Origin of the sequence: Enterococcus sp. DIV1208, from assembly GCF_050530455.1 — a bacterium.
In the GTDB taxonomy this organism is placed as follows: Bacteria; Bacillota; Bacilli; order Lactobacillales; family Enterococcaceae; genus Enterococcus_B; species Enterococcus_B hirae.
On sequence record NZ_CP172887.1, the window covers coordinates 2,325,915 to 2,347,956 of the forward strand.

Consider the following 22,042-nt stretch of genomic DNA (forward strand, 5'->3'; position numbering starts at 1 on the left):
GCTTCTCATATTTTAGAAAATCCTCGCTTATTGCTGAGGAGTTGCTTCTTGAACACCGTGAATTAGAGGTTGTGAAAAGAGCGTTTTGACCTGAGCGTTAAGGAGGGAAATCTCGAAACAGCTCCCCATGTTTTGAGATTTTTCGACTTATCGCCGAAGGTCAGCTCTTTGAACACCGTAAATCAGAGGTTGCTTGAACACCGTTTAAAACAAGAGGTTGTGAAAGAAGCGATCAGCTCCGAGCGAATAAGAGAGGATTTTTTAAAATAGCTTCTCATATTTTAGAAAATCATCGCTTATTGCTGAGGAGTTGCTTCTTGAACACCGTTTACTTGCTTTAGAATAAAAAATAAAGCGCCCCCCAAAAGTTAGTTTTTTTAGTCTAACTTTTTTTGGGGGGCGCTACAGAATGAGATTTATATTTCAGACTTTTTATTTTCTACGCACTATTCTTTATATAAGAGTACACGACTATTAGGATAAGTTGGAAATTGATTACTAGGGATCGTCCAATCTTGTTCAGGTACTGAAAATTCATAATGATTGACTAATTGGTCAGAAAAGACCCGTAAACTGTGTAAAGTGATCCATTCTCCTGCACAGCGATGCATTTGTCGAAAGTCTCCTCCACCTTGAGCAATCATCTCATATTCCTCTTCGTAAGAAAGATCTTTTGCTTTCCCTAAATAACGTTTGATCATGAATGAATCTGGCGCATCGATTGTACGCTCATCATGATTCGTCCCGTATAGATCCAAAATAACCCAACTATCTTTAGGAATAAGATAGCCGTCAACTGACACATCTTTTAAAGCAATTGCTGGCAACATTGGGAAAAATGGATAGTAACGACGCATTTCCTGAATAAACGGATCTTGAAATTCTGTAAAGTCATTTTTTAACTGCTGTTTTAAGTCTGGTCGACTGAATAAAGCATGTCCCATCAAAGCTGCCCAGACTGTCAATGCTACAGTTGGTCGAATAATATTGAGCAATTCCACCGCAGCCACTTCGATTGGCAACAAATTACCATCAAGATCAGTTGCTTGGGCAAAAGCATATAAAGCGACATCTTCTTTACCTGGAACAGGGTTTGCTCGTGCATCCTCAATCAACCTTTGAGCCCATTGTTCAGATTTTTTACGATTTTCAACCCCTTTGATATGATCGATTGGCGACGTAAATGTCCCACTGATCATAGAAATTTGGTAATCAGCGAACTGATTGATTTCTTCATCGGTCAATTCTGCTAAGTTGATTCCTGACCATTCACAAATCGAAGTAAATAGTACTTGTTTACTTAAATCAAATAATTCAAATTGTCCATGTTGTTCGTTTAACGCTTGAGACAAATTTTTTTCTAAAATTTGATGGTACGTATCCATTCTTTCCGGTGTCATCAAATCCATAAAAATCGATTTGCGATGATGGTGTTGGGCACCGTCTAGTGTTTGAACACCATCTTTCCCAAACAACGTTTTTAATACTAATTTAGGCATTGCTCCTTTTCGTTTGAAATTCCTTGGATCATAAAAAATTTGAGCGGCTTCTTTTCCATAGATCACAATCGCTTCTTTATTGAAGATTTTTGCTTTCACTACTGGCGCATTTGCCTCTTTACGTAATTCCTCTAACAAGTGATAACCTTGCTCATATCTTTTTTTAATCTCGGTTATCTTTATATCGACTACTGGTACCTCTTTCATCTTTTATCTCCTCCAATAGAACACTTCATCTATTATTAGCTTATCTTTTTTTTAGATAGCTGACAAAAAAAGTGTTCTAAAACCAAAAAGACCAAATGGACTCGATTTTAGAACTATTTCTCCTCTAAAATCACTCTTTTTTCCTTAAAAAATAGGTTCCCCCATCTGTATGACACTTTTCGAGTAGGCACACAAAAAACCGATCACTCAAAGATTCATCGCTTGTGCGAATCTCTGAGGATCGGTTAAAGAAATTGACGAGTCCTGCTCATCTTATTTCAATCAATTATGAATATACTAGCATCTCTTATTTATTTTGAGAATCAATAATGATAGTAACCGGACCGTCATTGATCAAAGATACTGCCATGTCAGCTCCAAATTGGCCGGTTGCTACGGTAATCCCTCTATTTCTAATCCCTTCATTAAAAGCCTCGTATAGTGGAATAGCTGTTTCGGGACGAGCTGCTGAGATGAAACTTGGACGATTTCCTTTTTTAGTATCTGCAAACAGCGTAAATTGGGACACACTCAAAATTTGTCCTTCGACATCTTCTACACTACGGTTCATTTTTCCTTGTTCATCTTCAAAAATACGCATTTGTGCAATTTTTTTTACTAAATAATCAACATCATCTTGCGTATCTTTTTCATGAATACCTAGTAAAATAACCAGCCCTTGATCGATCTTCCCAACTTCTTGTTGAGCGATCGTCACTGAAGCTTTACTTACTCGCTGGACAACAGCTCTCACGTGTTTTCCTCCTAACCATTGGTTCGTCGCACGCTATACACATCTGGTACAGCTTTGATTTTATCCACGATGCTCTTTAGGTGAGCAAGATTTTGGATCCCTACTGTTAAATGGATCGTTGCCATTTTGTCTTTGTTGGTTCTCGCTTCCACGCTGTTTAAGTTTTTAGTCATGGTATTTACCGTTTGTAAGACATCATTTAACATGCCGGAACGATTATAACCATAAATTTCCAGATCAGCATCATATTCTTTTCTAGTATTCGAGGTATCTTCCCATTCGACTTCAATCAGACGTTCTGCCACATTCGGCTTGTCTACTTGGACATTCGGACAGTCTCTTCGGTGAATTGAGATTCCTCTTCCTTTAGTGATATAACCCACGATATCATCTCCAGGGATCGGGTTACAGCAACGACTGATCCGAATCAACAAGTTATCGACACCTTGAATCACGACACCACCTTCATGGCGAACCTTCATTTTTTCCGGTTCTTTTTTCGGTTGGTTCATGATTTCTTCAGCTTCTTGTTTTTGTTGCTCGATCTTTTGTTCTTTTCTTTCTTTTTCAGTCAAACGGTTCGCCATCGTCAATGCACTGACTTCACCATAACCCACAGCTGCATACATATCATCTTCCGTTTGATAATTCAGCTTTTCTAAAGCATCTTGCAGCTTACTTTTTGCTAAAATTTCTTTTGGTGCAAAGCCTAGATCGATGATACATTTTGTGATTGCTTCATGTCCTTTGATGATATTTTCTTCTCTGTCTTGCGCTTTGAAGAAACGTTTGATTTTATTGCGAGCTTTACTCGTAGCAACTAATTTCAACCAATCTCGACTTGGACCAAACGAATTAGGTGAAGTCAAAATCTCAATGATGTCTCCATTTTTCAACTTATAATCTAATTGAACCATTTTGCCGTTGATTTTGGCACCCGTTGTTTTATTTCCAATGTCTGTATGGATACTATAAGCAAAATCTAAAGGTCCAGAACCTTTTGGCAGTTCTGTCACGTCCCCTTTAGGAGTGAAAACATAGACCTTATCACTAAAGATATCTCCTTTGACACCTTCCATAAATTCTGAAGCATCATAACTTTCATCTTGTAGTTCAATGATTTCGTGGAACCAGCTTAATTGTTTCGTGATACCATCTGGTTCGACCTTATCATTTTTACCTTCTTTGTATGCCCAATGTGCAGCCACCCCGAACTCGGCGATTTCGTGCATTTCTTGAGTTCGTATCTGGATCTCTACCGGATTTCCAGCTGGTCCAATGACTGTTGTATGCAAGGATTGATACATATTTGCTTTAGGCATAGCAATATAATCTTTAAACCGCCCTGGCATTGGTTTCCATTTGGTATGGATTGCTCCTAAAACAGCATAACAATCCTTGATAGAGTCAACGATTACCCGTATTGCGAGTAAATCATAGATTTCATTGAATTGTTTCTTTTGGTCTTTCATTTTCCGATAAATGGAATAAATGTGTTTAGGACGTCCATAGATTTCTGCATAGATATCTAGTTCTTCTGTTGCTAGACGAATATCTTCGACTGTGGCGTTGACATATTTTTCTCGTTCTTCTCGTTTCGTTTGCATCAAATGCACGATTCGATAATATTGTTTAGGATTGAGATAGCGAAGTGCAGTATCTTCTAATTCCCATTTGATTCGACTGATCCCCAAGCGATGAGCTAATGGTGCATAAATTTCTAAAGTTTCTTGGGCGATTCGACGTTGTTTATCTTCACGAAGATGTTTTAGCGTACGCATGTTATGTAGTCGATCAGCTAATTTCACCATAATTACACGTAAATCTTGCGCCATAGCTAATAACATCTTTCGATGATTTTCTGCTAATTGTTCTTCATGTGATTTGTATTTGATTTTCCCTAGTTTCGTTACACCGTCAACTAACATTGCAACGTCTGGACCAAATTCTTCTTTCAAATCATCCAAAGTAACGTCGGTGTCTTCTACAACATCATGCAAAAAACCAGTTGCAACAGTATGGGGGTCCATTCTTAAATCAGCTAAGATCCCAGCAACTTGGATAGGATGGATAATGTATGGTTCGCCTGATTTACGAAACTGGCCATCGTGAGCAGCCGTTGCATAATCGCAAGCTTTTTGAACAAATGCTACATGATCAGGTCCCATGTATTGGCTAACCAATTTAATCACTCCAGGACCTGTCAATAATTCTTCTTTTGGCATGGAACATCCCCCTTTCAAAGGTTACGAACAACAGCTGTTGCTCCGAATAATATTAAAAACCATTCTTCTTTTTTATAACATAACTAGAAACAAACTCATGCACACCATTCATTTGATGTCATCCGTTGTTTACAATAAAATAATTGTTTTTATTATACAGATTGTTCGGAATTTTTTCAATTTTTCCTGATTTTATTCAGTTATTATCAGTGAGTGAGCTCCCACTGATAACTTGCCGCACTTAAAAGATAAAGAGGTGCCGTCTCCGTACGTAAAATCCGTGGTCCTAATCCACATAAGATTCCACCTTTTTCAACAAAGGCTTCAACTTCTTCAGGAGCAAGACCTCCTTCAGGACCAAAAATGGCTAAAATCCGACTACCATCAGTGAGTTCTTGGAATACCTTAGCTAAATTGGCTAGTTCTCCTTGTTTTGCTGACTCTTCATAAGCAATCAACAACACATCATAAGCAGATAGTCGATCAAAAAGAGCTTGCTGACTTTCCAATAATTCCACTTGGGGCGCAATCTGTCTATGAGATTGTTCAGCTGCTTCTTGAGCAATTTTGTTCAAACGTTCTTGACGTTTGTTTCTTTTTTTCGCATCCCATTTTACAATAGATGTTTTAGCTGGAAAGCCAATAAATCCATGCGCACCTAATTCTGTTCCTTTTTGAACGATCCAGTCTAGTTTATCCCCTTTTGGATAACCACTGGCAATCGTGATGTTATTGGGTAATTCCTTTTGGCTTTTTTCTTTTTCAAGCTCGCTCAAATAAACGGTATCTTCACTGATTTCTGTGATCTCCGCACGAATCGATACTTGATCGTTGAATGCTAAATAGACTTGATCTTTTGGCGCCATGCGCATGACCCGTACGATATGATGAAATGCCTCTCCCGAAAGTTCGAAGCGTGTATTTGGTTGATACGCCTCTTCTAAAAAGTAACGTTGCATTTATTCCACCTCAGGCTTTTTCAAGATAATTGCATACCAATCTTTTTGTTGGAAAATTTGATCAACGACAAAGCCCTGTTCTTTCATGGCGTCAATGACCATTTGTTTTTTTTCTTCAATGATACCAGATACGATCAGGCGCCCCGTTTGTTTTAATAAGCGCCAAGCATCAGGGATCATCAACAAAATAATATCTGCTAAGATGTTCGCCACGATAACATCACTTTCGATTGTGATGCCGTTCAATAAATCATTAGCAGCTACGTGAACATCTTTGGCTACTTCATTCATATCCATATTTTCTTTCGCTGCACGAACAGCCACTTCATCAAGGTCATAAGCATAAACCTCTTTAGCACCTAAATATTTCGCTGCGATACTTAAGACGCCTGAACCAGTTCCTACATCTAAAAGTGTTTCTCCACCACGCAATACCGTTTCTAATGCTTGCAATGTTAAAGAGGTAGTTGGATGTGTCCCTGTTCCAAATGCCATTCCAGGATCTAATGTAATGATCTTTTCTAATGGATCACTTGTTTGATACGCTTCCCAACTAGGCACGATCGTTAACATTCTGGTGATCCGTACTGGGTGATAATACTTTTTCCAAGCAGTTGCCCAGTTGCTTTCTTCCACTTCACTAACGGTGATGATATTTTTACCGATCGCCAAGCCAAATTCTGGGAGTTGGGCTACACGGTCTTTGATAAAAGGCAAAATTTCTGGTAAAAAAATCGTTTCAGGGAAATAAGCCATCACCAGTGCGCCTTCTGTTAATGAAGTAAAATCTTCTTTATTCAAGATTTCCCCATATTGATCAGACTTGAAATTTTCAACGTCTAAAGCATCTTCAATCGCAACACCGCTTGCTCCTGCTTCCATTAGTATATTAGCCACAGCTTCCACTGCTTCACTGGCGGTTTCAACTTTTACTTCATTCCATTTCATGACATTCACTCCTTAATAACTTGGATAAGGCAAATAGACGTCCGTCTCATTTTGCTGTTTTTCTTCGACTAGTTTTGCTAACTGTTGATTGTCCCAATTCAACTCAAACACTGCCGTTTCATCATCTGCATCAAGAAAATCTAAGAGATCACTTTGCCCTTGCGCTAATACTTCGTTCATATACTCAATCAATGCATCAATGACCGATTTGGCTATCCCTTTCTTCCCTTCATAAGGAATAACCGCTAGATAATCTTTTTCATCAAAATGGGATTTTTGTGGATTGAACAATAAAATACCATCTTCAAATTCAATGATTTCTTCTTCGGAAACTACACCTTGGGCATCATCGATTTCCAAATGCGCTTTATTTTCTGCAAATAGTCGGACAATGATTTCAATCGTATGGTTTTTCGTATCCCAGTCTAATGCCACATCATAATCAGTGATCGTTTTTTCGATTGTTTTGTCTAAGTAGTCAAGTAAGTTTGTTTTTTTCATTTTCTCTTCCTCCAACCCCGGTCTTCCTCCACCAGGTTCTTTCTTTGTAATGATAGATATGGATTTCCAGCCACCACAAAACGTAATGGTTTGTCCGTCCATTCTCCTTTGTTAGGAATACCGATCCTTGGCAAAGCCATGATTTTCTTAGGTATTTTTGTTTTTTCAAAAACAAAATGCAACGGACTGTCTAAAATCGATTGTCCATAAAGTTCTTGTGGTAATCCTAATGCCGCTACCAATTTTCCGGGACCGTTACTAATATCAGGACCAGTCTTCCCGCCTCTGTTAATGCTCATTTGAGCCACACCAGTTGCAGGCTCGATCGCACGGATCATTACCCCTTGTGGAATCCCTTCAGGTTGCGTAATAATATTTAAAATACGGTGGGTGTGCATCGTATAAAGATAAATCGTTCCTGGCTTTTCATACATCGCTGCCACTCGTGGGGTTCTGCGCATCCCAAAACTATGAGCCGCTTCATCTTCTGGACCAAGATATGCCTCTGCATCAACGATGTAACCACCAACGGTACCAGTTGGCGTAACATATTCTAAATACATCCCTAAAAGATCTCTGGCAACTTCGGGTGTTGTTTTATTCAATAAAAGTTCATCTAATTGCTCTTTATTTGTCATTTTATTCACCACCCTTATCATACACAATATTGAAAGCATAAGCTATGGAAACCAAGAAAAACCTACAGTAATAGACAGGCAGATAAGAATAGCCGAAAAATCCCAAAAATAGGAAGAACTATCTTCGGATTCTCCGGCTTATTTTTCAGAACTAGACACTTCTGTCACAGCCTTTTATAGGATTTTACATAGACCGTTCAAACCAGAACAAGGTTTAGCATTCATTATTTACCGATCACCAGTCGGCGAGTATAGATCCCCTGACCAGAATGCATCACTGCATCATCAATGATCGACACGAGACGATCTTCACGTGTGACAGGAGGTGTCCAGTTGGAATCAATGACTTCATCAAGTGTTCCTTCATCCACTTGTTCCAAGTACTCAATCGTCAATGAAACACTATTAGCTAAATAATCTGTAAGTAGTTTTTTGTCTGTTACGACGACTTTTTTTGCTTCCGCAGGTGTGTGTGGCCAATCTTGCGTATCATCAGGCAGATCTAATGCAAATTTTCCAGACCAGTCTTGACTAAACCACAGTGGTTCACTATTTTTCAAATCGGATATTTGAAGGTCTAATTCTCGAGCAGTATGCCAGATCAGCCAAGTTACTGATTTGATCAAAGGTGCCGGCATCGTATTTGCTTCTGCTACATCTAGCTGGTCTAACGTTTCTTCAAACCGTTCTTGTGCTCGTAACAATGTTTCACTCAATAATCGTGTCGCTTTCATTTTTCTCCTCCTCCAAGCCATCTATGTCTTCACTCCCTTTATTTTACCTCAAATCAGAATAAACGAGGAAGCTGGTGCTTTATTTTAAAAGTCCCCCAGTCCTTTCAATAAGGATCCTCCCTATTAAACTTAGCCTGAATATGAGTAAACTCGTTTCCTTTCACTTTACGGTTTACGGCGTTCTAAATTAGCGTTACCATAAAGTGGATTGTCCTAATGTATGGTATAATTAACGAACGAAAAATAAAAAAAGGAGGCCGTTTTATGCAGCAACCTTTAGCTTATCGGATGCGTCCACGAACGATCGATGAAGTCGTAGGACAAGAACATTTAGTTGGTGAAGGAAAAATTATTCGACGAATGGTTGATGCCAAAATGCTGTCTTCCATGATTTTATATGGTCCACCAGGAACTGGTAAAACCAGTATTGCTAGTGCGATTGCTGGCTCAACCAAATTTGCCTTTCGCATGCTCAATGCAGCAACTGATTCCAAGAAAGACTTACAAGTAGTTGCCGAAGAAGCCAAGATGAGTGGCACTGTCATTCTCTTACTTGATGAAATCCATCGTCTTGATAAAACGAAACAAGATTTTTTGCTCCCTCATCTGGAAAATGGACGGATCATCATGATTGGCGCAACAACTGAAAACCCCTATATCACGATTAATCCTGCTATTCGCAGTCGAACACAGATTTTTGAAGTAAAACCCTTAAACGAATTAGATATCCAGCAAGCGGTTCGATCAGCTCTAAGTGATAAAGAGCGTGGGCTTGGTAATCTAGCTATTGAATTAGACGAAAACGCTTTGCTTCATCTATCACGGGCAACGAACGGCGATCTTCGAAGCACACTCAACGGCTTGGAATTAGCGGCTCGTTCGACCGAGCCAAATGAACAGGGGATCATTCACTTAACGCTAACGATCGTTGAAGAATGTATCCAACGAAAAGCACTTACTCATGATAAAGATGGAGATGCTCACTATGACGTGATTTCAGCATTTCAAAAATCGATCCGAGGAAGCGATGTTGATGCAGCACTTCATTATCTAGCCCGCTTAGTTGAGGCTGGTGATCTGGCAAGTATCTGTCGGCGCTTGATGGTGATTGGTTATGAAGATATCGGTCTAGGAAATCCTGCTGCCGCAGCTAGAACTGTCAATGCTGTCTTAGCTGCTGAACGTCTAGGACTTCCCGAAGCAAGGATTCCTTTAGCAGATGCCGTAGTTGATCTTTGTCTCTCTCCTAAATCAAATTCTGCTTATGCCGCTTTAGATGAAGCGATTGCTGATATCCGCTCAGGCAACGCTGGCGAAGTGCCCGATCATTTACGAGACAGTCATTACCAAGGAGCCAAGGCATTGAATCGTGGGATTGGTTATCAATACCCTCACAATTTTGATCAAGCCTGGGTGAACCAACAATATTTACCCGACAAATTAAAACAAGCGTCTTATTATCATCCGAAGACTACAGGAAAATATGAACAAGCCCTTGGGCAACAATATCAGCGAATCAAAGAATGGAAAAAATCAGGAGGCAATAAGCCAACGACATAGACTTGATTTTCCATGAGCGCTCTCATTGCTCTTTTTATTTCCATATGCTACTATAGAGGTGGGAAATCTGTGATGTTCGAATTGTCCTCTTTGTGTGTTGACCGAACATTTTTATTGATATCTTGGGACCCGTCTTGTGTCACTGCTGGTAACATGCCTTATCATTTGGTAGTTCGAGGCTACGACCGTGGGACCCACCTGCTTGAATTCGCGGGATCAATACTACAGGACGAACAACGGCATTAACGGAGATTACCATTTTTTGAAGATTAAGGGGCTATGCCAATTACTTGGTACAGCTCCTTTTTTTTCGAGTAGATCCCTTGAAAAACATTATTTGACCAATCTTTAGACTTTTGGAGGAATTTCTATGATTCAACTTTTAATGGGCATTGCCGCATTATTATTATTATTTGTTAGCTATTATTTATTAAAAAAACAACCCATCTTTTTCGTATTAATAGAAGAAACAGAAAAAAATCGTGGCTATTTACAATTCTATGGTGCCATTTACGCTTTCCTAGGGGTATTAGGTATTTTTGTCGCCTTTTTCAATCAACGATTTATTGCTTTGGCTTACCTGCTCTTGGTCATTATTGTTGCTTCTGTCTTCAGTTTTACTTTCGCTCGGAAAATGGTCAAACCAAACAGTAAATAATTCTCTTTTTGTTCAACTTGTTTTACAATAGAATTATAAATGATTGATTTATCTGAAGGAGTGAATGCTTATGTTACAACAGTACAAAAAAATTATGGTTGCCGTAGATGGCTCTGATGAAGCTGAATTAGCTTTTAAAAAAGCCGTAAACGTTGCTATCAGAAATAATGGAGAACTTTTATTAGCACACGTGATTGATACTCGTTCTTTCCAAACCGTTTCATCATTTGATGGCATGTTGGCAGAGCAAGCAACTGAAATGGCGAAGCAAACGCTAGCTGATTATGAAGCAAATGCTAAAAAAGCGGGATTGAACAATGTTACTACCGTGATTGAATACGGCTCGCCGAAACAAATCATCGCTAAAGAAATTCCTGAGGATAACCATGTAGATTTAATCATGTTAGGTGCAACAGGATTGAATGCTGTTGAACGTCTATTTATTGGTTCTGTTTCAGAATATGTGATTCGTAACGCTACTTGTGATGTTCTAGTGGTACGTACTGATTTAGAGAATAAATTACCTGAAAAAGAATGATTAATTACTAAACAAGCGGTTGTGACAAAAGTATGTCACAACCGCTTTTATTTATTTTTACATATGCTAAAGAGCTTGGCACGTTCTTTTGTTCCAAGCTCTTTTTTAGATTATTTATCCAATCAATCATTTTTTCTAACCTAATCGATTTCATGATAAAAATATTTCTTTGCCATCAATTCGCCTATTTATTTCCTTTAGGAAGTACAATAATGTGCGCATCATTATAAGCTTTTTGTGCTTCTTGTACTTTCGCTAACAGTCTGTCTTTATAAGGTCCATCCACAAGACGGTGGACAAGATTCAATGCAGTATTAATATCATTTTGAGTATTGTTTGTACTTGGTTTACCATTAAAAAACAGACGATCCACCACTGGCGTTGCGTTTGATACAGCAATTAACTGATCGTATTTTTCATGCAATTCATTGGTCGTATAGCCTTCTAAAAATGGAATGTTTATATAAGGAAGTTCACCTAGTTTTTCTGCAAGATCGATCATTTCTTCTGTTGTAAAACTACCTTTAGGATTACCGATATCTCCATCAATAAAGTGTTTATCCATCGTCTCATTCGCAACTTGCCATTTTTGCATCAATGTATCGTATGCTTTTTGTGCTTGATTGACTTTTTCCAATAACGCTGTTTTTTGATCACTATCTGGTAAGCTTTCGACTTGTTGTTTCGCCGCATCAATTTGAGCTTTAGTATTGCCTACTTTTGCTCCATTTCCATCAAATAGATTATTGACTGCATCAGTAGCATGTTGAATCACTTCATCTGCAAGTGTATTCTTCTGTTCCGGTACTGGCACACTTGATGCGTTCTGTTCTTTTGTAGTGGAAGATGTTGTTGTTTCTTCTACTTTTTTATTTTCTTTTTCTTCTGAAGCGTGTGTTTGACTTGTTTCACTCGCCTGACTTGATTGATTTGATTGATTTGCTTCTTCTTTTTTCTCATTTTTTTCCGAAGTAGTAATAGTGATGCCTTCTCCCGCCCCATTTTGATCTGCATGGACCATTGGTGTCACTACTCCAGATAAACTAGATAATACTAATGCACTCGTAGTTGAAAACGACACTAAATTCTTTTTCAAGTTCCCCTTTTTCAATTAAAAACCACCCTTTTTTGTTTATTTGATTTAAGGAAATAATAACCTATTCGGGCTCGCTATTTTTTTTAATTATTTAAAAAAAAATGTCATTTTTTTAAATAGACTATTTTATAAAATAAAAAACAATGTTAAAGTTACTCACTTCGGTAAAAAAATTTTTGTTTGTGACACTGGCTGTTCTTCTATTTCTATTCAAGTAACTTTTTATACGAGTCGTTAATGCTTCAGCTATAAAAATAGTCAGTCTTTATTCGTTGAATCAATGAAAACCACTTGCTTACTAACGATTTCTTTTTCTTGTTCATCTAAACTAATCAAAGTAATAGATTTAGTTAGCGCCGATACCTTGTTTTTCGCATAGACTTCAAATTGATTATCCTTTAACAATTTAAATCCTGGAAAATACTCTTTTCCATCCACTACTAACTTAAATTTCTTTACTGCCCCAGCATAGGTACCTGTAATATATTCATTTCCTAATTTATAGTCATTTATATCTAAGTAGGGAGATTGGACTCTAACTAAACCAGATTTTAACAAATCTCCTTCTGAATTCAGAGCAACCAAAACGACTCTTTTACTTCCACGTAATATTTTATCTTTCGCATAGACTTCAAATTGATTATTCGCTAATCGTCTAAAACCTGGAGTGTATTCTTTCGTGCTTCCTGTGGTCCCCACCCTCAATTTAAATTTAGCAACATCACCAATAAACTCACCTTTGACATAGTTTTCTCCTAATGTGTAATTGTTAATGGTGAGTTTCGGTGCTTGAACTGAAACGTTTTGAGAACTTGTCTCTTTTCCTTTTTTATCAAAGATTTTTACTGTGACTGAAAAAATTGAAGGCGGAATTTTCTTTCCAATATAAAGTTTGAACTGATTATTTGGTAACAAAGTAAAACCTGGGGTATATTCTTTATCGCCAACAATCAATTTAAATTGATTGATTTCCCCTTCATAAGCACCAGTCATGTATACGTTCCCATAAATATAGGGGTCGATTGTACAGGAAGGAGTTTTTTCGTCAAATTCTTTTTGTCCATTTTTTTCTTTAGAATTTGTCATTTTAGTCTGTTTTGAATCATACATTTCTTGCGCTTGAACAATTTTTTCAAATAATTTTGTTTTTTGTACACTTTCTGTTAATTCCATTACTTGTAGCTTTACTTCATTAATTTTTGCTTGGGTATTACTTGTTTTTGCTCCTATTTCATCAAACAGAAGTTTCACTGCCTCAGTCGCTTTCTTAACGTTTTGATCATTAGGAATGTTCGTTTGTTTCACATCTGAATGTTCACCTGAAATATTTGCCTGGCTGATTTCACTTTTCATTGTTTTCTTTCCTGAGACTTCATTTTGTTCTGCGTATACAAATGGACTGGCAGTTATAGATGAATTAGCTAATATTAGTACACTCATAATCGTTATCGTTAATCGATTTGTTTTTCTCAATTCAATCTCCTCCCTTTTTTTCATAATACTTTATTTTATTTCTATATTTTTTATTGATTTAAAAAAGAACATTTCTTTTTTTCAATCAATCACTTTTTATAGACAAAACAAAAAAACGAAGTGAACAATGTTCACTTCGGAAAAAATTTATTCTTAAAATTATGATACGTTCGTTACACTATTTCATACCTAAAAAAGGCTAACAACTATTTCATTAGAATATTTATTTACGTAAACGTTCCACGTCACGAGCGATCATTAATTCTTCATCAGTTGGAATGACAAGTACTTTGACTTTTGAATCTTTTGTGGAGATATCTAATTCTTCCCCACGTTTTTTATTCATTTCAGGATCAATTTCACAACCAAACCATGTCATCCCTTTAATGATTTCACTACGGACGTGCCCATCATTTTCGCCAATTCCAGCAGTGAAAACAATTGCGTCAACGCCGTTCATCGTTGTCACATATCCACCAATATATTTACGGATACGGTCTACAAAGATGTCATATGCCAAATGGATATGTTCTTGTTCATAGTTTTTCTCAAGATCACGCATGTCACTTGATAAACCTGTTAGACCTAACAAACCTGATTTTTTGTTTAAAATGTTGACCATTTCATCAATATCAATCTCTAATTTTTCCATTAGATAAGGTAAAACAGCTGGATCAATGTCCCCTGAGCGTGTTCCCATTGTTACACCTGCCAGTGGTGTGAATCCCATCGAAGTATCAACTGATTTTCCACCATCTACTGCCGTAATTGAAACACCATTCCCTAAGTGACAAGTGATCAATTTCAACTCTTCGATTGGTTTCTCTAACATCTTAGCCGCACGTTCTGCTACATAGCGATGACTTGTACCATGGAAGCCATATTTTCTTACTTTGAAATCTTCATAGTAAGAAACAGGTAAGCTATACAAATAACTGCTTTTTGGCATTGTTGCGTGGAATGACGTGTCAAACACAGCCACACTTTGGATATCAGGTAAGATTTTTTTAAATGCTTTGATACCCATTAGATTAGCAGGGTTATGCAATGGTGCAAACTCTGCCAATTCTTCAATGCGATCCATCACAGCTTCATCCACGATTACAGAATCAGCATAAGTTTCTCCACCATGAACCACACGATGTCCTACCCCAGTGATTTCATCGTAAGAACTTAAGATTTGTAATGCAATCAGTTGATCTAACAACATTTTTACTGCTACTTCATGGTCATCGATGTCCATGATTTTCTCGAATTTTTGATCTTCACCATATTTGATCGTAAAAATTGAATCTTCTAAACCGATTCTTTCGACAATTCCTTTAGCAATTACGGTTTCTTCTGGCATTTGATATAGCTGCCATTTTAAACTTGAACTTCCAGCGTTGATAGCAATTGTTTTAGACATATAATTCTCCTTCTTAGTGCGTGATTAAAGAGAAGACGATTTCCATGTTTCAAATTCTTTAAAAAATTCAGTCACCTTCTCTGGTTTCTTTAGTGAATCAAGTTTTACAAGTAATACTTCTTGTGCTTGTTTTGCCTTTGTTCCTTTTTTCTGCAAGATCAAAATACTTTTTTGTGATTGCTTGTTACGGAATAATTCATCTGGTAATTGGATCATTCCTTGAAGATATCCTTCTTCTTTAAACCATCTTTTGACTTCTTCACTTTGTTCTGTTTCTAAGAAGTTACTTGGCATCAAAAACAGACCGAATCCATCTGGTTTGACATACTTCATTGCCTGTTCTAATAGCAGATGATGGGCATAACTATGCCCTTGTGTGGTGCTTGTTAAAAACTCTTTTGCTTTTTGATCATTCGGATAATAACCAATCGGTAAATCGCTGATAGCTACATCCACTGGATCAATCAGTAATTCTTGTAAGCCATCTTGGTGAAAATATTGAACATTCGCCTGAGTCAGATCACTTGTTGAAGCAGCAACCGCTAATAACGTATCGTCAATATCTACACCCATCCCTTCCGCTTGGTATCCCGCACTTGATAGGTTTAAAAGAACTGTTAATAACAAGTTGCCCATTCCTGCTGCAATGTCCAAAATCTTGATTGGCTCTTCTTTATTTGTGAATAGCTGTTCAATTAAAAAGACAAATAAAAAACCAATACTATCTGGAGTAAGTTGATGGTTCGCTTGAAGATGTTCTGTCTGACTCCCCTTTAGTAACAGTAGTTGTGACAGACGGCGCCACTCTTCTGGTTCAAAGGAAAGTTGACTGAGTTCTTTATACAAAGCAGAAATCTGTTGCTTGATTTCTTCAGACGGTACTCCATCTACCACTCGTACTTGATAGTTGTCGATTAAGTTTTCAGCATTTTCGACATAGGCTTCTAAAAAGGAAGTTCCCAATGCATTTTGTAAAAGCTGAATCGCTTTTAGGTTTTGTTCAAACCCCTGTTCCATTTTTTCTGGTAACATGGTGCACCTCATTTCTAGATATATTATAACAATTATTTTACCTGTTTAATTTTAACGAACTATGAGCAAAATTTCAATCGTTTTCACACTTTTTTGTTTGTGAAATAAAAAACATAAACGTTATGTAAACAGCGGTAACACAGAAAAGAGTGCGTTTTCATGGATTCACTCACTTTCTGTGTTACTTTCTGTATCACTGTTAAGCATTTCTATGAACTGAAAATGCTGAGATTCGATCTGAATTTCGATCGTTAGCTGATTCGCTTTTCTTTTGTAATGAGCCTTTCCTAAATTATATTGATACATTCCCTGTTCTTTCAACTCGTTACTTTCAGATAAAACCATTTGTTTGATTATTTTTGCTACATAATAATTTTTGATGCGTTGGCTCAAATCTACTGTCGAGCGATAAGTTTGTACAATGATCGACAATAATGAACTACAAACTAAAAACAATAGTAAGGTTGAGAATAAGATATTACTACTGAACCCCTTGTTATGCTTTTTATGATAGTGGCTTGGTCCAAATCCCCTCATACTTCTCTCCGTTTATAAATTCGATTAAAAATGTGATAGCTGCAGTAGAATCTCTCACTTCCCAATGCTTGACTTGTGTTAACACAGGTTGGTGTCCCCCTGATACTTCTCGTTTACGTATCAACGCATGATATTGTTCAAATAAATAGGTTTTCTTTTCCATCTCATAATAAATACGGTTATCTTTAATGACGACATTTTTTCCTTTTTTTATTTCTTCTTCAAACTGAGCTAAAAAAATCAGCCACTCTTTTTGATCCTTTTGTTGTAAATATTGTTCCACTTTCGTTGTTTGCGTGATTAAAAGACTGATTGAAAGTAAAACAGCACTTAAAATGGCAAGCGAAATCAAACATTCAATCAGTGTAAAGGCAGCTTTATTCTGGTATTTTGGTAATCTCAATCACTTTGTCTCCTTGTGTGAGCTTCACTTTTTCGATCTTTTTCTTTTTAGCGGTTATGGTTGTCTGACTATCTGGTCCATTTAACGTTCGGTTCGGTATTTGTTCATACATTCGGTAGGTTTTTACATCTTCATATAGTCTGCGAAGTAATAAGATTTCCTGATTATTTTGCTTTTCTGCTGTTAATAAATACAAATTCCCGTGACTGACAAGAAAGATACACGATAAGGTAATGGATAAAGCCATTACTGTTTCTAATAGAATAAAAGCATGTCTATTCGATTTTTTTAATATATCGGCCACTCCCTAGCTGAAATTGATAAACGATTGTTTGTCTTTTATTTGTCCAATAGAACCGATAGGCTTGCAATGAACTTTCATTGCCGGTTCCCGAAGCGAATATGAGCTTTTCCATCTGTTGGACAGTAATTTCATCTGGCACCTCTAAAGTTGACCAACCGAGATTTGGATTAGGTACGTCAAAAACAATTTGATTCTTTGATTGATCGTAAAAGATTCTTGTAGCTTGTTGGCTGACAATGGCTATTTTCTGCGTGGCATATATCCGACTTTCAAATTGTGCAAAAAATTGCTCTATTGTCATCTGCTTTTGCCAAGCTGAGACTGAAAGTGAAGGGAATAGAAATAATCCTAAAGTGATCGCCAAAACAAATAAGGTTTCAATCAAAGTATAACCAGTAAGGCAAATTGGTTTATTTGCGGTTATAGGCATCTGCATGTTCTTGCTTTATATATCCCTCCTTTAAGAGTTCTGCGATCGTTGGGACTTTCCCATTATTTTGCAAAGAGTACAATTCTTTTTGAGCATCGACCAATTGCATCACTGCTTGTTTGCCTTCTCGATTGACATGATCTCGATAGCGGGAAATATTAGGGATGAACAAGAGAACTAATGCGCTGATTACTAATAAGACGATCAGCATTTCGATCAACGTAAAACTTTCAACATTCCTTAATTGTTTTCGTCTGAAATTGACTAGATATTTCATAATAAAACCTCCTCAATGTTGCCATAAACCGGCAGTAAAATTGCTGCATAAATCAATAGAATCAAGCTGGCAATTCCTAGAAAAAGGACTGGCTGTATCCATGAAAGTCCACGGTTTACCTTTTGGAAAAAATGCTGTCTTGCTAATTTACTGTAAAACAAAAGTTCTTTACCTAAGTTTCCTTTTGCTTCCCCTTGTAAAACGATTTGACTAAATTCAGCCGTTAAAAATGAATAAGTCTCAAACTGCTGTGCTAAAGAAATTCCTGATTCTAACCCTTTTGTCAGACGAAATGCTAATAGTTGGATCAAACTCCCTTGTTTTGTTTCTTTCAAACAAAAAATAATTTGGCGCAATTCTAATCCCTCGTAGAATAATTTTCCAAATTCTAAAGCGATATAAGAAGACTGGTAGAGGGAAAACAGCGAACCAATCAATGGTTTGTTGCTGAACCATTCCCCTCGTTGAATCATATCCATTTTTAGGAGCCTGATCTTGATAAACAGACATAATAAACCAACAGACAGTAAAACAAGAAGAACATACCAATGAAAGGACTGCAAAAATCGGATTCCCCAATGCGTATCCATGACCATTTCCGAAGTTAATAACTGTGGCAAAATAAATTGGCGTAATGCAACTAAGATCCCTAATAAAAACAAACACAGTAAACACGGATAACTGATCATCTTTTTTAATTCTTTTCGAAATTCTGCTACGAGACGAAATTGTTCTGCCATCCCATTCAATGTTTGGATCAAGTTCCCATGCGCACTGGCTAACTCGATTTGCACAAGCTTGTCTTGAGTAAAACCCAATGCTTGTAGAACCTCATAAAAAGAATGTCCTTCTTGCAATAAACGGTGTCCTTGCTGTAAATAAATATGGGGGACAGGTGTGATCTTCAACAATATTTCCGTTGCTTCTTGAATACTAAATCCATGGTCAAGTAACTCCCCCATCAGTCGAATATACTTTGCTTGATGGTTCAGTGACATTTTCTTAGAAGGCAAACGATCGCCAGCGACTATTTTTTGCTTCTTCATAGCTTTGGTCCCACCCTTTCCTCTCAAAATCATTGTAGGTAAAGTTGTAACCCCATAAAGCCGCTGCTGCTTGTGTTTGGTCTAAAAGGATTTCTTGGTAGATTACGCCAGATAAACATTCAAAAAACTCATCGCTTCTGCCAACTAATTCAAGAATTCTCGCTTCGGTTCCATCTAAATGGCGGGCATGAACCGTCGCAAATACACGGTGACCTGTCAACGCTGCTCGAATTGCTACATTCGCTGTCTTGCTATCTCTGATTTCTCCAATGATCAATAAATCTGGACGATGACGTAATGCAAGCTTCAGCAATTCCTCATACGTTTGTTCGATTTTGTCGTTTACTTGTAATTGTAAAAAGGCTGTTTCTTCAATTTCTACTGGGTCCTCTATTGTAATTACTTGTACCTCTTTGTCTTGTGCCAAATAGTACATCAAAGAAGTTTTTCCTGATCCAACTGGTCCGCTGAACAAATAGAGCCCACGCTTTTTACTCCGCTCATTGATCACCTTTAAATCCTCAGGACAAAAACAGCGGAACTGTTTTTCAGACAAATCATAAAGTAATCGAATCACCAAACTTTCTCTTTGTAAGTAATCACCTACAGAAGACAGTCTCAGTCTGACCTCTTTTTCTTTTAAGACGTAAGTCATTGCACCTAATTGCGCTTTTCTTCTCTCACCGATATCCATCTCTCCTAAATATTTAAAGCGTGAGATTAATTGTTGTCCAATATCTGATGCAATACTTTTTTGGAATGTTCGTTTTTTACTATAGCGGTAATAAATATTGAAATCAGTTTGATTAGGCATTATATAGATATCTTGAACACGTTTTTTATAACTTTCATTAATGAGATCATCTGATATCTCCTTTATATCCATCTTATCCCCTCCATAAAAAACATACGTCTTTTTTCTAATACTATTTTATTTTTGTATCATTAAATGCTAAAAGATGGGCAAAATCCGAATTTATGTTATACTATTAAAAATTTATTTTGGAGGGAACATGGTGGAATCATTACGAACAAAGCATATTTTAGTCGCTGGGAAAAAAGAACCAGCTGATCTGGTAATCAAACATGCACAAATCGTCAACGTTTTTACAAAAGAAATCCTAACCGGTGATGTTGCGATTTGTGACGGTAAAATCGTGGGGATCGGTCAATACGAAGGCAAAGAAATCTATGATGCAAAAAATCAATACCTCGTACCAGGACTTATTGATGGGCATGTGCATATCGAAAGTTCACTTTTATCTCCAAGCGAGTTTGCAAAAATTTCTTTATTACATGGCGTCACCTCGATAATTACTGATCCTCATGAAATAGGAAACGTAGCAGGAAGTATTGGGCTTGATTTTATGATTGAAGATGCCCAATCCGTACCAATGAATATTTTTATCATGCTGCCATCCTGCGTTCCTGTAACACCATTTGAAACAAGCGGTGCAGTGCTAGACGCCCAATCATTCATTCCTTTTCTTGATCGTCCTGAAGTGTTGGGACTTGCTGAAGTGATGAACTACCAAGCTGTTGCAAATAACGAAAAAACCATCATTGATAAATTACAATTGATGCATGAGAAAAATATGAAAATCGATGGTCATGCAGCTGGTATTCAAGGAGATGAGCTAAACGTCTATTTGACGGCTGGTATAAAAACCGACCATGAAGCGACTAACGCACAAGAAGCAAAAGAACGTCTAGCTTTAGGGATGTATTTAATGATTCGAGAAGGGACAGTTGCAAAAGACCTCGAAGCACTCCTTCCCGTTGTAACACCAGAAAATTCACGACGTTGTTTATTTGTCACGGATGATAAACTGATCGATGATCTGGTTGCAGAAGGCTCTATCGATCACATCATACGCCAAGCAATCCATTTAGGAATGGAACCATTACAAGCTATTCAAATGGCCACACTAAACGCTGCCGAATGTTTTGGCTTAAGTCAGCTAGGCGCCATCGCACCTGGCTATCAAGCTGATTTCTTCTTAACCAATGATTTAACGACTCTTCCAATCAATACTGTCTTTTCTAATGGAAAAATCGTGGTAGAGGATGCACAATTGAATCTGGAACAATTTCCGAGACAAAAAAATACTTATGCTCAAAAATTACCAAAAATGGATGTGAAACCATTAACGGTCGATTCTTTTGCTTTACCACTTTGTACTGAAAAAGCCCACATGATCGAAGTCATTCCTAATAGTTTATTGACCAATGATTGTCTCGTAGAAGTAGACACAAAAAACGGTGTCTTTGTTCCTTCAATTGCCAACGACCAACTAAAAATTGCTGTGATCGAACGTCACCATCGAACAGGAAATGTTGGCGTTGGGATCGTTAAGGGATTTCAACTAAAGAAAGGAGCTCTTGCAACAACTGTTGCGCATGATTCCCATAACATCGTCGTGGTGGGAACGAATGACGAAGATATGTTAATAGCAGCAAACCAATTAATCAAAAAAGGTGGCGGAATGATCGCTGTTGCAGATGGTCAAGAGTTAGCTTGTTTGCCATTACCAATCGGTGGTTTAATGTCACAAGAGCCTTTTTTAGCTGTGAATGAGCAGTTAGTTTCCTTAACTAAAGAAGCGCATGCGCTAGGTGCCAGTCAATCATTCGATCCATTTTTGACACTCTCATTTCTAACATTATCTGTCATTCCCGAGTTGAAGATCACGGATAAAGGATTATTTTCATTTTCTAAATTTAGCTTGATTGAACCTTCTATAAGATAAATACGAACATACTTTGTCCCAGCAATTTTTTCTTGCTCGAACAGCTGCATCTACAACCAAAAAAG

23 protein-coding genes and 1 other RNA gene are annotated in these 22,042 nt (G+C 37.4%); 5 read left to right on the forward strand and 19 right to left on the reverse strand.

The window, feature by feature from the left end:
- Nucleotides 1-446 precede the first annotated feature (446 nt).
- The 8 genes from IGK91_RS10705 to IGK91_RS10740 all read right to left on the reverse strand — a co-directional run bounded on the left by IGK91_RS10705 (nt 447) and on the right by IGK91_RS10740 (nt 8,465).
- Nucleotides 447-1,706, reverse strand: coding sequence for a cytochrome P450 (locus IGK91_RS10705; protein ID WP_010737087.1), 1,260 nt, complete (start codon nt 1,704-1,706; stop codon nt 447-449).
- A gap of 307 nt (nt 1,707-2,013) precedes the next feature.
- The gene (gene dtd / locus IGK91_RS10710; RefSeq protein WP_010737086.1) at nt 2,014-2,460 is read right to left on the reverse strand and encodes a D-aminoacyl-tRNA deacylase; all 447 of its coding nucleotides are present in this window, start codon (nt 2,458-2,460) and stop codon (nt 2,014-2,016) included.
- An 11-nt stretch (nt 2,461-2,471) separates the two neighbouring features.
- Nucleotides 2,472-4,685: a RelA/SpoT family protein gene (locus tag IGK91_RS10715; protein ID WP_010720880.1), complete on the reverse strand. Its 2,214-nt coding sequence runs from the start codon at nt 4,683-4,685 to the stop codon at nt 2,472-2,474.
- 206 nt (nt 4,686-4,891) lie between these two features.
- Nucleotides 4,892-5,644, reverse strand: coding sequence for a 16S rRNA (uracil(1498)-N(3))-methyltransferase (locus IGK91_RS10720; protein ID WP_010737085.1), 753 nt, complete (start codon nt 5,642-5,644; stop codon nt 4,892-4,894).
- Entirely contained in the window at nt 5,645-6,592 is a 948-nt protein-coding gene (gene prmA, locus IGK91_RS10725; RefSeq protein ID WP_010737084.1) for a 50S ribosomal protein L11 methyltransferase, read from the reverse strand.
- Nucleotides 6,593-6,604: 12 nt separating this feature from the next.
- Nucleotides 6,605-7,093 carry a DUF3013 family protein gene (locus IGK91_RS10730; RefSeq protein ID WP_010737083.1) on the reverse strand — a complete coding sequence of 163 codons (489 nt, stop codon included), beginning with the start codon at nt 7,091-7,093 and terminating at the stop codon, nt 6,605-6,607.
- Nucleotides 7,090-7,731 (reverse strand): DNA-3-methyladenine glycosylase, encoded by a 642-nt coding sequence (locus IGK91_RS10735; RefSeq protein WP_081123386.1) that lies wholly within the window; start codon nt 7,729-7,731, stop codon nt 7,090-7,092. Before IGK91_RS10735 ends, IGK91_RS10730 begins: the two co-directional genes overlap by 4 nt.
- Nucleotides 7,732-7,955: 224 nt before the next feature.
- Complete coding sequence (locus tag IGK91_RS10740) at nt 7,956-8,465, reverse strand: DinB family protein (protein ID WP_113803666.1); 510 nt, start codon at nt 8,463-8,465, stop codon at nt 7,956-7,958.
- A 264-nt stretch (nt 8,466-8,729) separates the two neighbouring features.
- On the opposite strand from IGK91_RS10740, the gene IGK91_RS10745 reads away from it, so the two are divergent.
- From IGK91_RS10745 to IGK91_RS10760, 4 genes are all read left to right on the forward strand, one after another.
- Complete coding sequence (locus IGK91_RS10745; protein WP_010720886.1) at nt 8,730-10,025, forward strand: replication-associated recombination protein A; 1,296 nt, start codon at nt 8,730-8,732, stop codon at nt 10,023-10,025.
- 61 nt (nt 10,026-10,086) lie between these two features.
- Nucleotides 10,087-10,281: non-coding RNA, 6S RNA (ssrS, locus tag IGK91_RS10750), on the forward strand.
- A gap of 114 nt (nt 10,282-10,395) precedes the next feature.
- Complete coding sequence (locus IGK91_RS10755; RefSeq protein WP_010720887.1) at nt 10,396-10,683, forward strand: hypothetical protein; 288 nt, start codon at nt 10,396-10,398, stop codon at nt 10,681-10,683.
- A gap of 70 nt (nt 10,684-10,753) precedes the next feature.
- Nucleotides 10,754-11,221 carry a universal stress protein gene (locus IGK91_RS10760; protein WP_010720888.1) on the forward strand — a complete coding sequence of 156 codons (468 nt, stop codon included), beginning with the start codon at nt 10,754-10,756 and terminating at the stop codon, nt 11,219-11,221.
- A gap of 184 nt (nt 11,222-11,405) precedes the next feature.
- Here IGK91_RS10760 and IGK91_RS10765 read toward each other — a convergent pair whose 3' ends face one another.
- The 11 genes from IGK91_RS10765 to comGA form a co-directional block, all read right to left on the reverse strand.
- Entirely contained in the window at nt 11,406-12,332 is a 927-nt protein-coding gene (locus IGK91_RS10765) for a toxin Cry1Ac domain D-VI-related protein (protein WP_010737079.1), read from the reverse strand.
- 243 nt (nt 12,333-12,575) lie between these two features.
- Nucleotides 12,576-13,790, reverse strand: a complete 1,215-nt coding sequence (locus IGK91_RS10770) for an immunoglobulin-like domain-containing protein (RefSeq protein ID WP_010737078.1) — start codon at nt 13,788-13,790, stop codon at nt 12,576-12,578.
- 223 nt (nt 13,791-14,013) lie between these two features.
- A complete protein-coding gene (locus IGK91_RS10775) occupies nt 14,014-15,198 on the reverse strand; it encodes an acetate/propionate family kinase (protein WP_010737077.1) in 1,185 nt (394 codons plus the stop codon).
- A gap of 24 nt (nt 15,199-15,222) precedes the next feature.
- Entirely contained in the window at nt 15,223-16,230 is a 1,008-nt protein-coding gene (locus IGK91_RS10780; protein WP_010720892.1) for a class I SAM-dependent methyltransferase, read from the reverse strand.
- Between the two features lie 165 nt (nt 16,231-16,395).
- Nucleotides 16,396-16,767: a competence type IV pilus minor pilin ComGG gene (comGG, locus tag IGK91_RS10785; RefSeq protein ID WP_010737076.1), complete on the reverse strand. Its 372-nt coding sequence runs from the start codon at nt 16,765-16,767 to the stop codon at nt 16,396-16,398.
- Nucleotides 16,736-17,170 (reverse strand): competence type IV pilus minor pilin ComGF, encoded by a 435-nt coding sequence (gene comGF / locus IGK91_RS10790; protein WP_010737075.1) that lies wholly within the window; start codon nt 17,168-17,170, stop codon nt 16,736-16,738. Before comGF ends, comGG begins: the two co-directional genes overlap by 32 nt.
- Nucleotides 17,145-17,417 (reverse strand): hypothetical protein, encoded by a 273-nt coding sequence (locus IGK91_RS10795; protein WP_014834442.1) that lies wholly within the window; start codon nt 17,415-17,417, stop codon nt 17,145-17,147. Before IGK91_RS10795 ends, comGF begins: the two co-directional genes overlap by 26 nt.
- A 28-nt stretch (nt 17,418-17,445) precedes the next feature.
- Entirely contained in the window at nt 17,446-17,904 is a 459-nt protein-coding gene (comGD, locus tag IGK91_RS10800) for a competence type IV pilus minor pilin ComGD (RefSeq protein ID WP_370629693.1), read from the reverse strand.
- Nucleotides 17,885-18,181, reverse strand: coding sequence for a competence type IV pilus major pilin ComGC (gene comGC / locus IGK91_RS10805; RefSeq protein ID WP_010720897.1), 297 nt, complete (start codon nt 18,179-18,181; stop codon nt 17,885-17,887). The genes comGD and comGC overlap by 20 nt, the downstream gene beginning before the upstream one ends.
- A complete protein-coding gene (comGB, locus tag IGK91_RS10810) occupies nt 18,178-19,227 on the reverse strand; it encodes a competence type IV pilus assembly protein ComGB (RefSeq protein WP_010737072.1) in 1,050 nt (349 codons plus the stop codon). Before comGB ends, comGC begins: the two co-directional genes overlap by 4 nt.
- Complete coding sequence (gene comGA / locus IGK91_RS10815; protein WP_010737071.1) at nt 19,184-20,113, reverse strand: competence type IV pilus ATPase ComGA; 930 nt, start codon at nt 20,111-20,113, stop codon at nt 19,184-19,186. The genes comGB and comGA overlap by 44 nt, the downstream gene beginning before the upstream one ends.
- A gap of 127 nt (nt 20,114-20,240) precedes the next feature.
- Between comGA and ade the strand changes: the two genes are divergently transcribed.
- Nucleotides 20,241-21,977, forward strand: coding sequence for an adenine deaminase (gene ade / locus IGK91_RS10820; RefSeq protein ID WP_010737070.1), 1,737 nt, complete (start codon nt 20,241-20,243; stop codon nt 21,975-21,977).
- Nucleotides 21,978-22,042: the final 65 nt, after the last annotated feature.

Bases quoted from the DNA above. Each gene is read 5' to 3' on its own strand.
- IGK91_RS10705 (WP_010737087.1), bottom strand. From the start codon at position 1,706: ATGAAAGAGGTACCAGTAGTCGATATAAAGATAACCGAGATTAAAAAA.
- IGK91_RS10720 (WP_010737085.1), bottom strand. From the start codon at position 5,644: ATGCAACGTTACTTTTTAGAAGAGGCGTATCAACCAAATACACGCTTC.
- IGK91_RS10735 (WP_081123386.1), bottom strand. From the start codon at position 7,731: ATGACAAATAAAGAGCAATTAGATGAACTTTTATTGAATAAAACAACA.
- IGK91_RS10755 (WP_010720887.1), top strand. From the start codon at position 10,396: ATGATTCAACTTTTAATGGGCATTGCCGCATTATTATTATTATTTGTT.
- ade (WP_010737070.1), top strand. From the start codon at position 20,241: ATGGTGGAATCATTACGAACAAAGCATATTTTAGTCGCTGGGAAAAAA.
- IGK91_RS10715 (WP_010720880.1), bottom strand. From the start codon at position 4,685: ATGCCAAAAGAAGAATTATTGACAGGTCCTGGAGTGATTAAATTGGTT.
- IGK91_RS10780 (WP_010720892.1), bottom strand. From the start codon at position 16,230: ATGTTACCAGAAAAAATGGAACAGGGGTTTGAACAAAACCTAAAAGCG.
- IGK91_RS10740 (WP_113803666.1), bottom strand. From the start codon at position 8,465: ATGAAAGCGACACGATTATTGAGTGAAACATTGTTACGAGCACAAGAA.
- IGK91_RS10730 (WP_010737083.1), bottom strand. From the start codon at position 7,093: ATGAAAAAAACAAACTTACTTGACTACTTAGACAAAACAATCGAAAAA.
- prmA (WP_010737084.1), bottom strand. From the start codon at position 6,592: ATGAAATGGAATGAAGTAAAAGTTGAAACCGCCAGTGAAGCAGTGGAA.
- comGC (WP_010720897.1), bottom strand. From the start codon at position 18,181: ATGAAATATCTAGTCAATTTCAGACGAAAACAATTAAGGAATGTTGAA.
- IGK91_RS10745 (WP_010720886.1), top strand. From the start codon at position 8,730: ATGCAGCAACCTTTAGCTTATCGGATGCGTCCACGAACGATCGATGAA.
- IGK91_RS10795 (WP_014834442.1), bottom strand. From the start codon at position 17,417: ATGGCTTTATCCATTACCTTATCGTGTATCTTTCTTGTCAGTCACGGG.
- comGB (WP_010737072.1), bottom strand. From the start codon at position 19,227: ATGAAGAAGCAAAAAATAGTCGCTGGCGATCGTTTGCCTTCTAAGAAA.
- IGK91_RS10760 (WP_010720888.1), top strand. From the start codon at position 10,754: ATGTTACAACAGTACAAAAAAATTATGGTTGCCGTAGATGGCTCTGAT.
- comGD (WP_370629693.1), bottom strand. From the start codon at position 17,904: ATGCCTATAACCGCAAATAAACCAATTTGCCTTACTGGTTATACTTTG.
- comGA (WP_010737071.1), bottom strand. From the start codon at position 20,113: ATGGATATAAAGGAGATATCAGATGATCTCATTAATGAAAGTTATAAA.
- IGK91_RS10775 (WP_010737077.1), bottom strand. From the start codon at position 15,198: ATGTCTAAAACAATTGCTATCAACGCTGGAAGTTCAAGTTTAAAATGG.
- comGG (WP_010737076.1), bottom strand. From the start codon at position 16,767: ATGAGGGGATTTGGACCAAGCCACTATCATAAAAAGCATAACAAGGGG.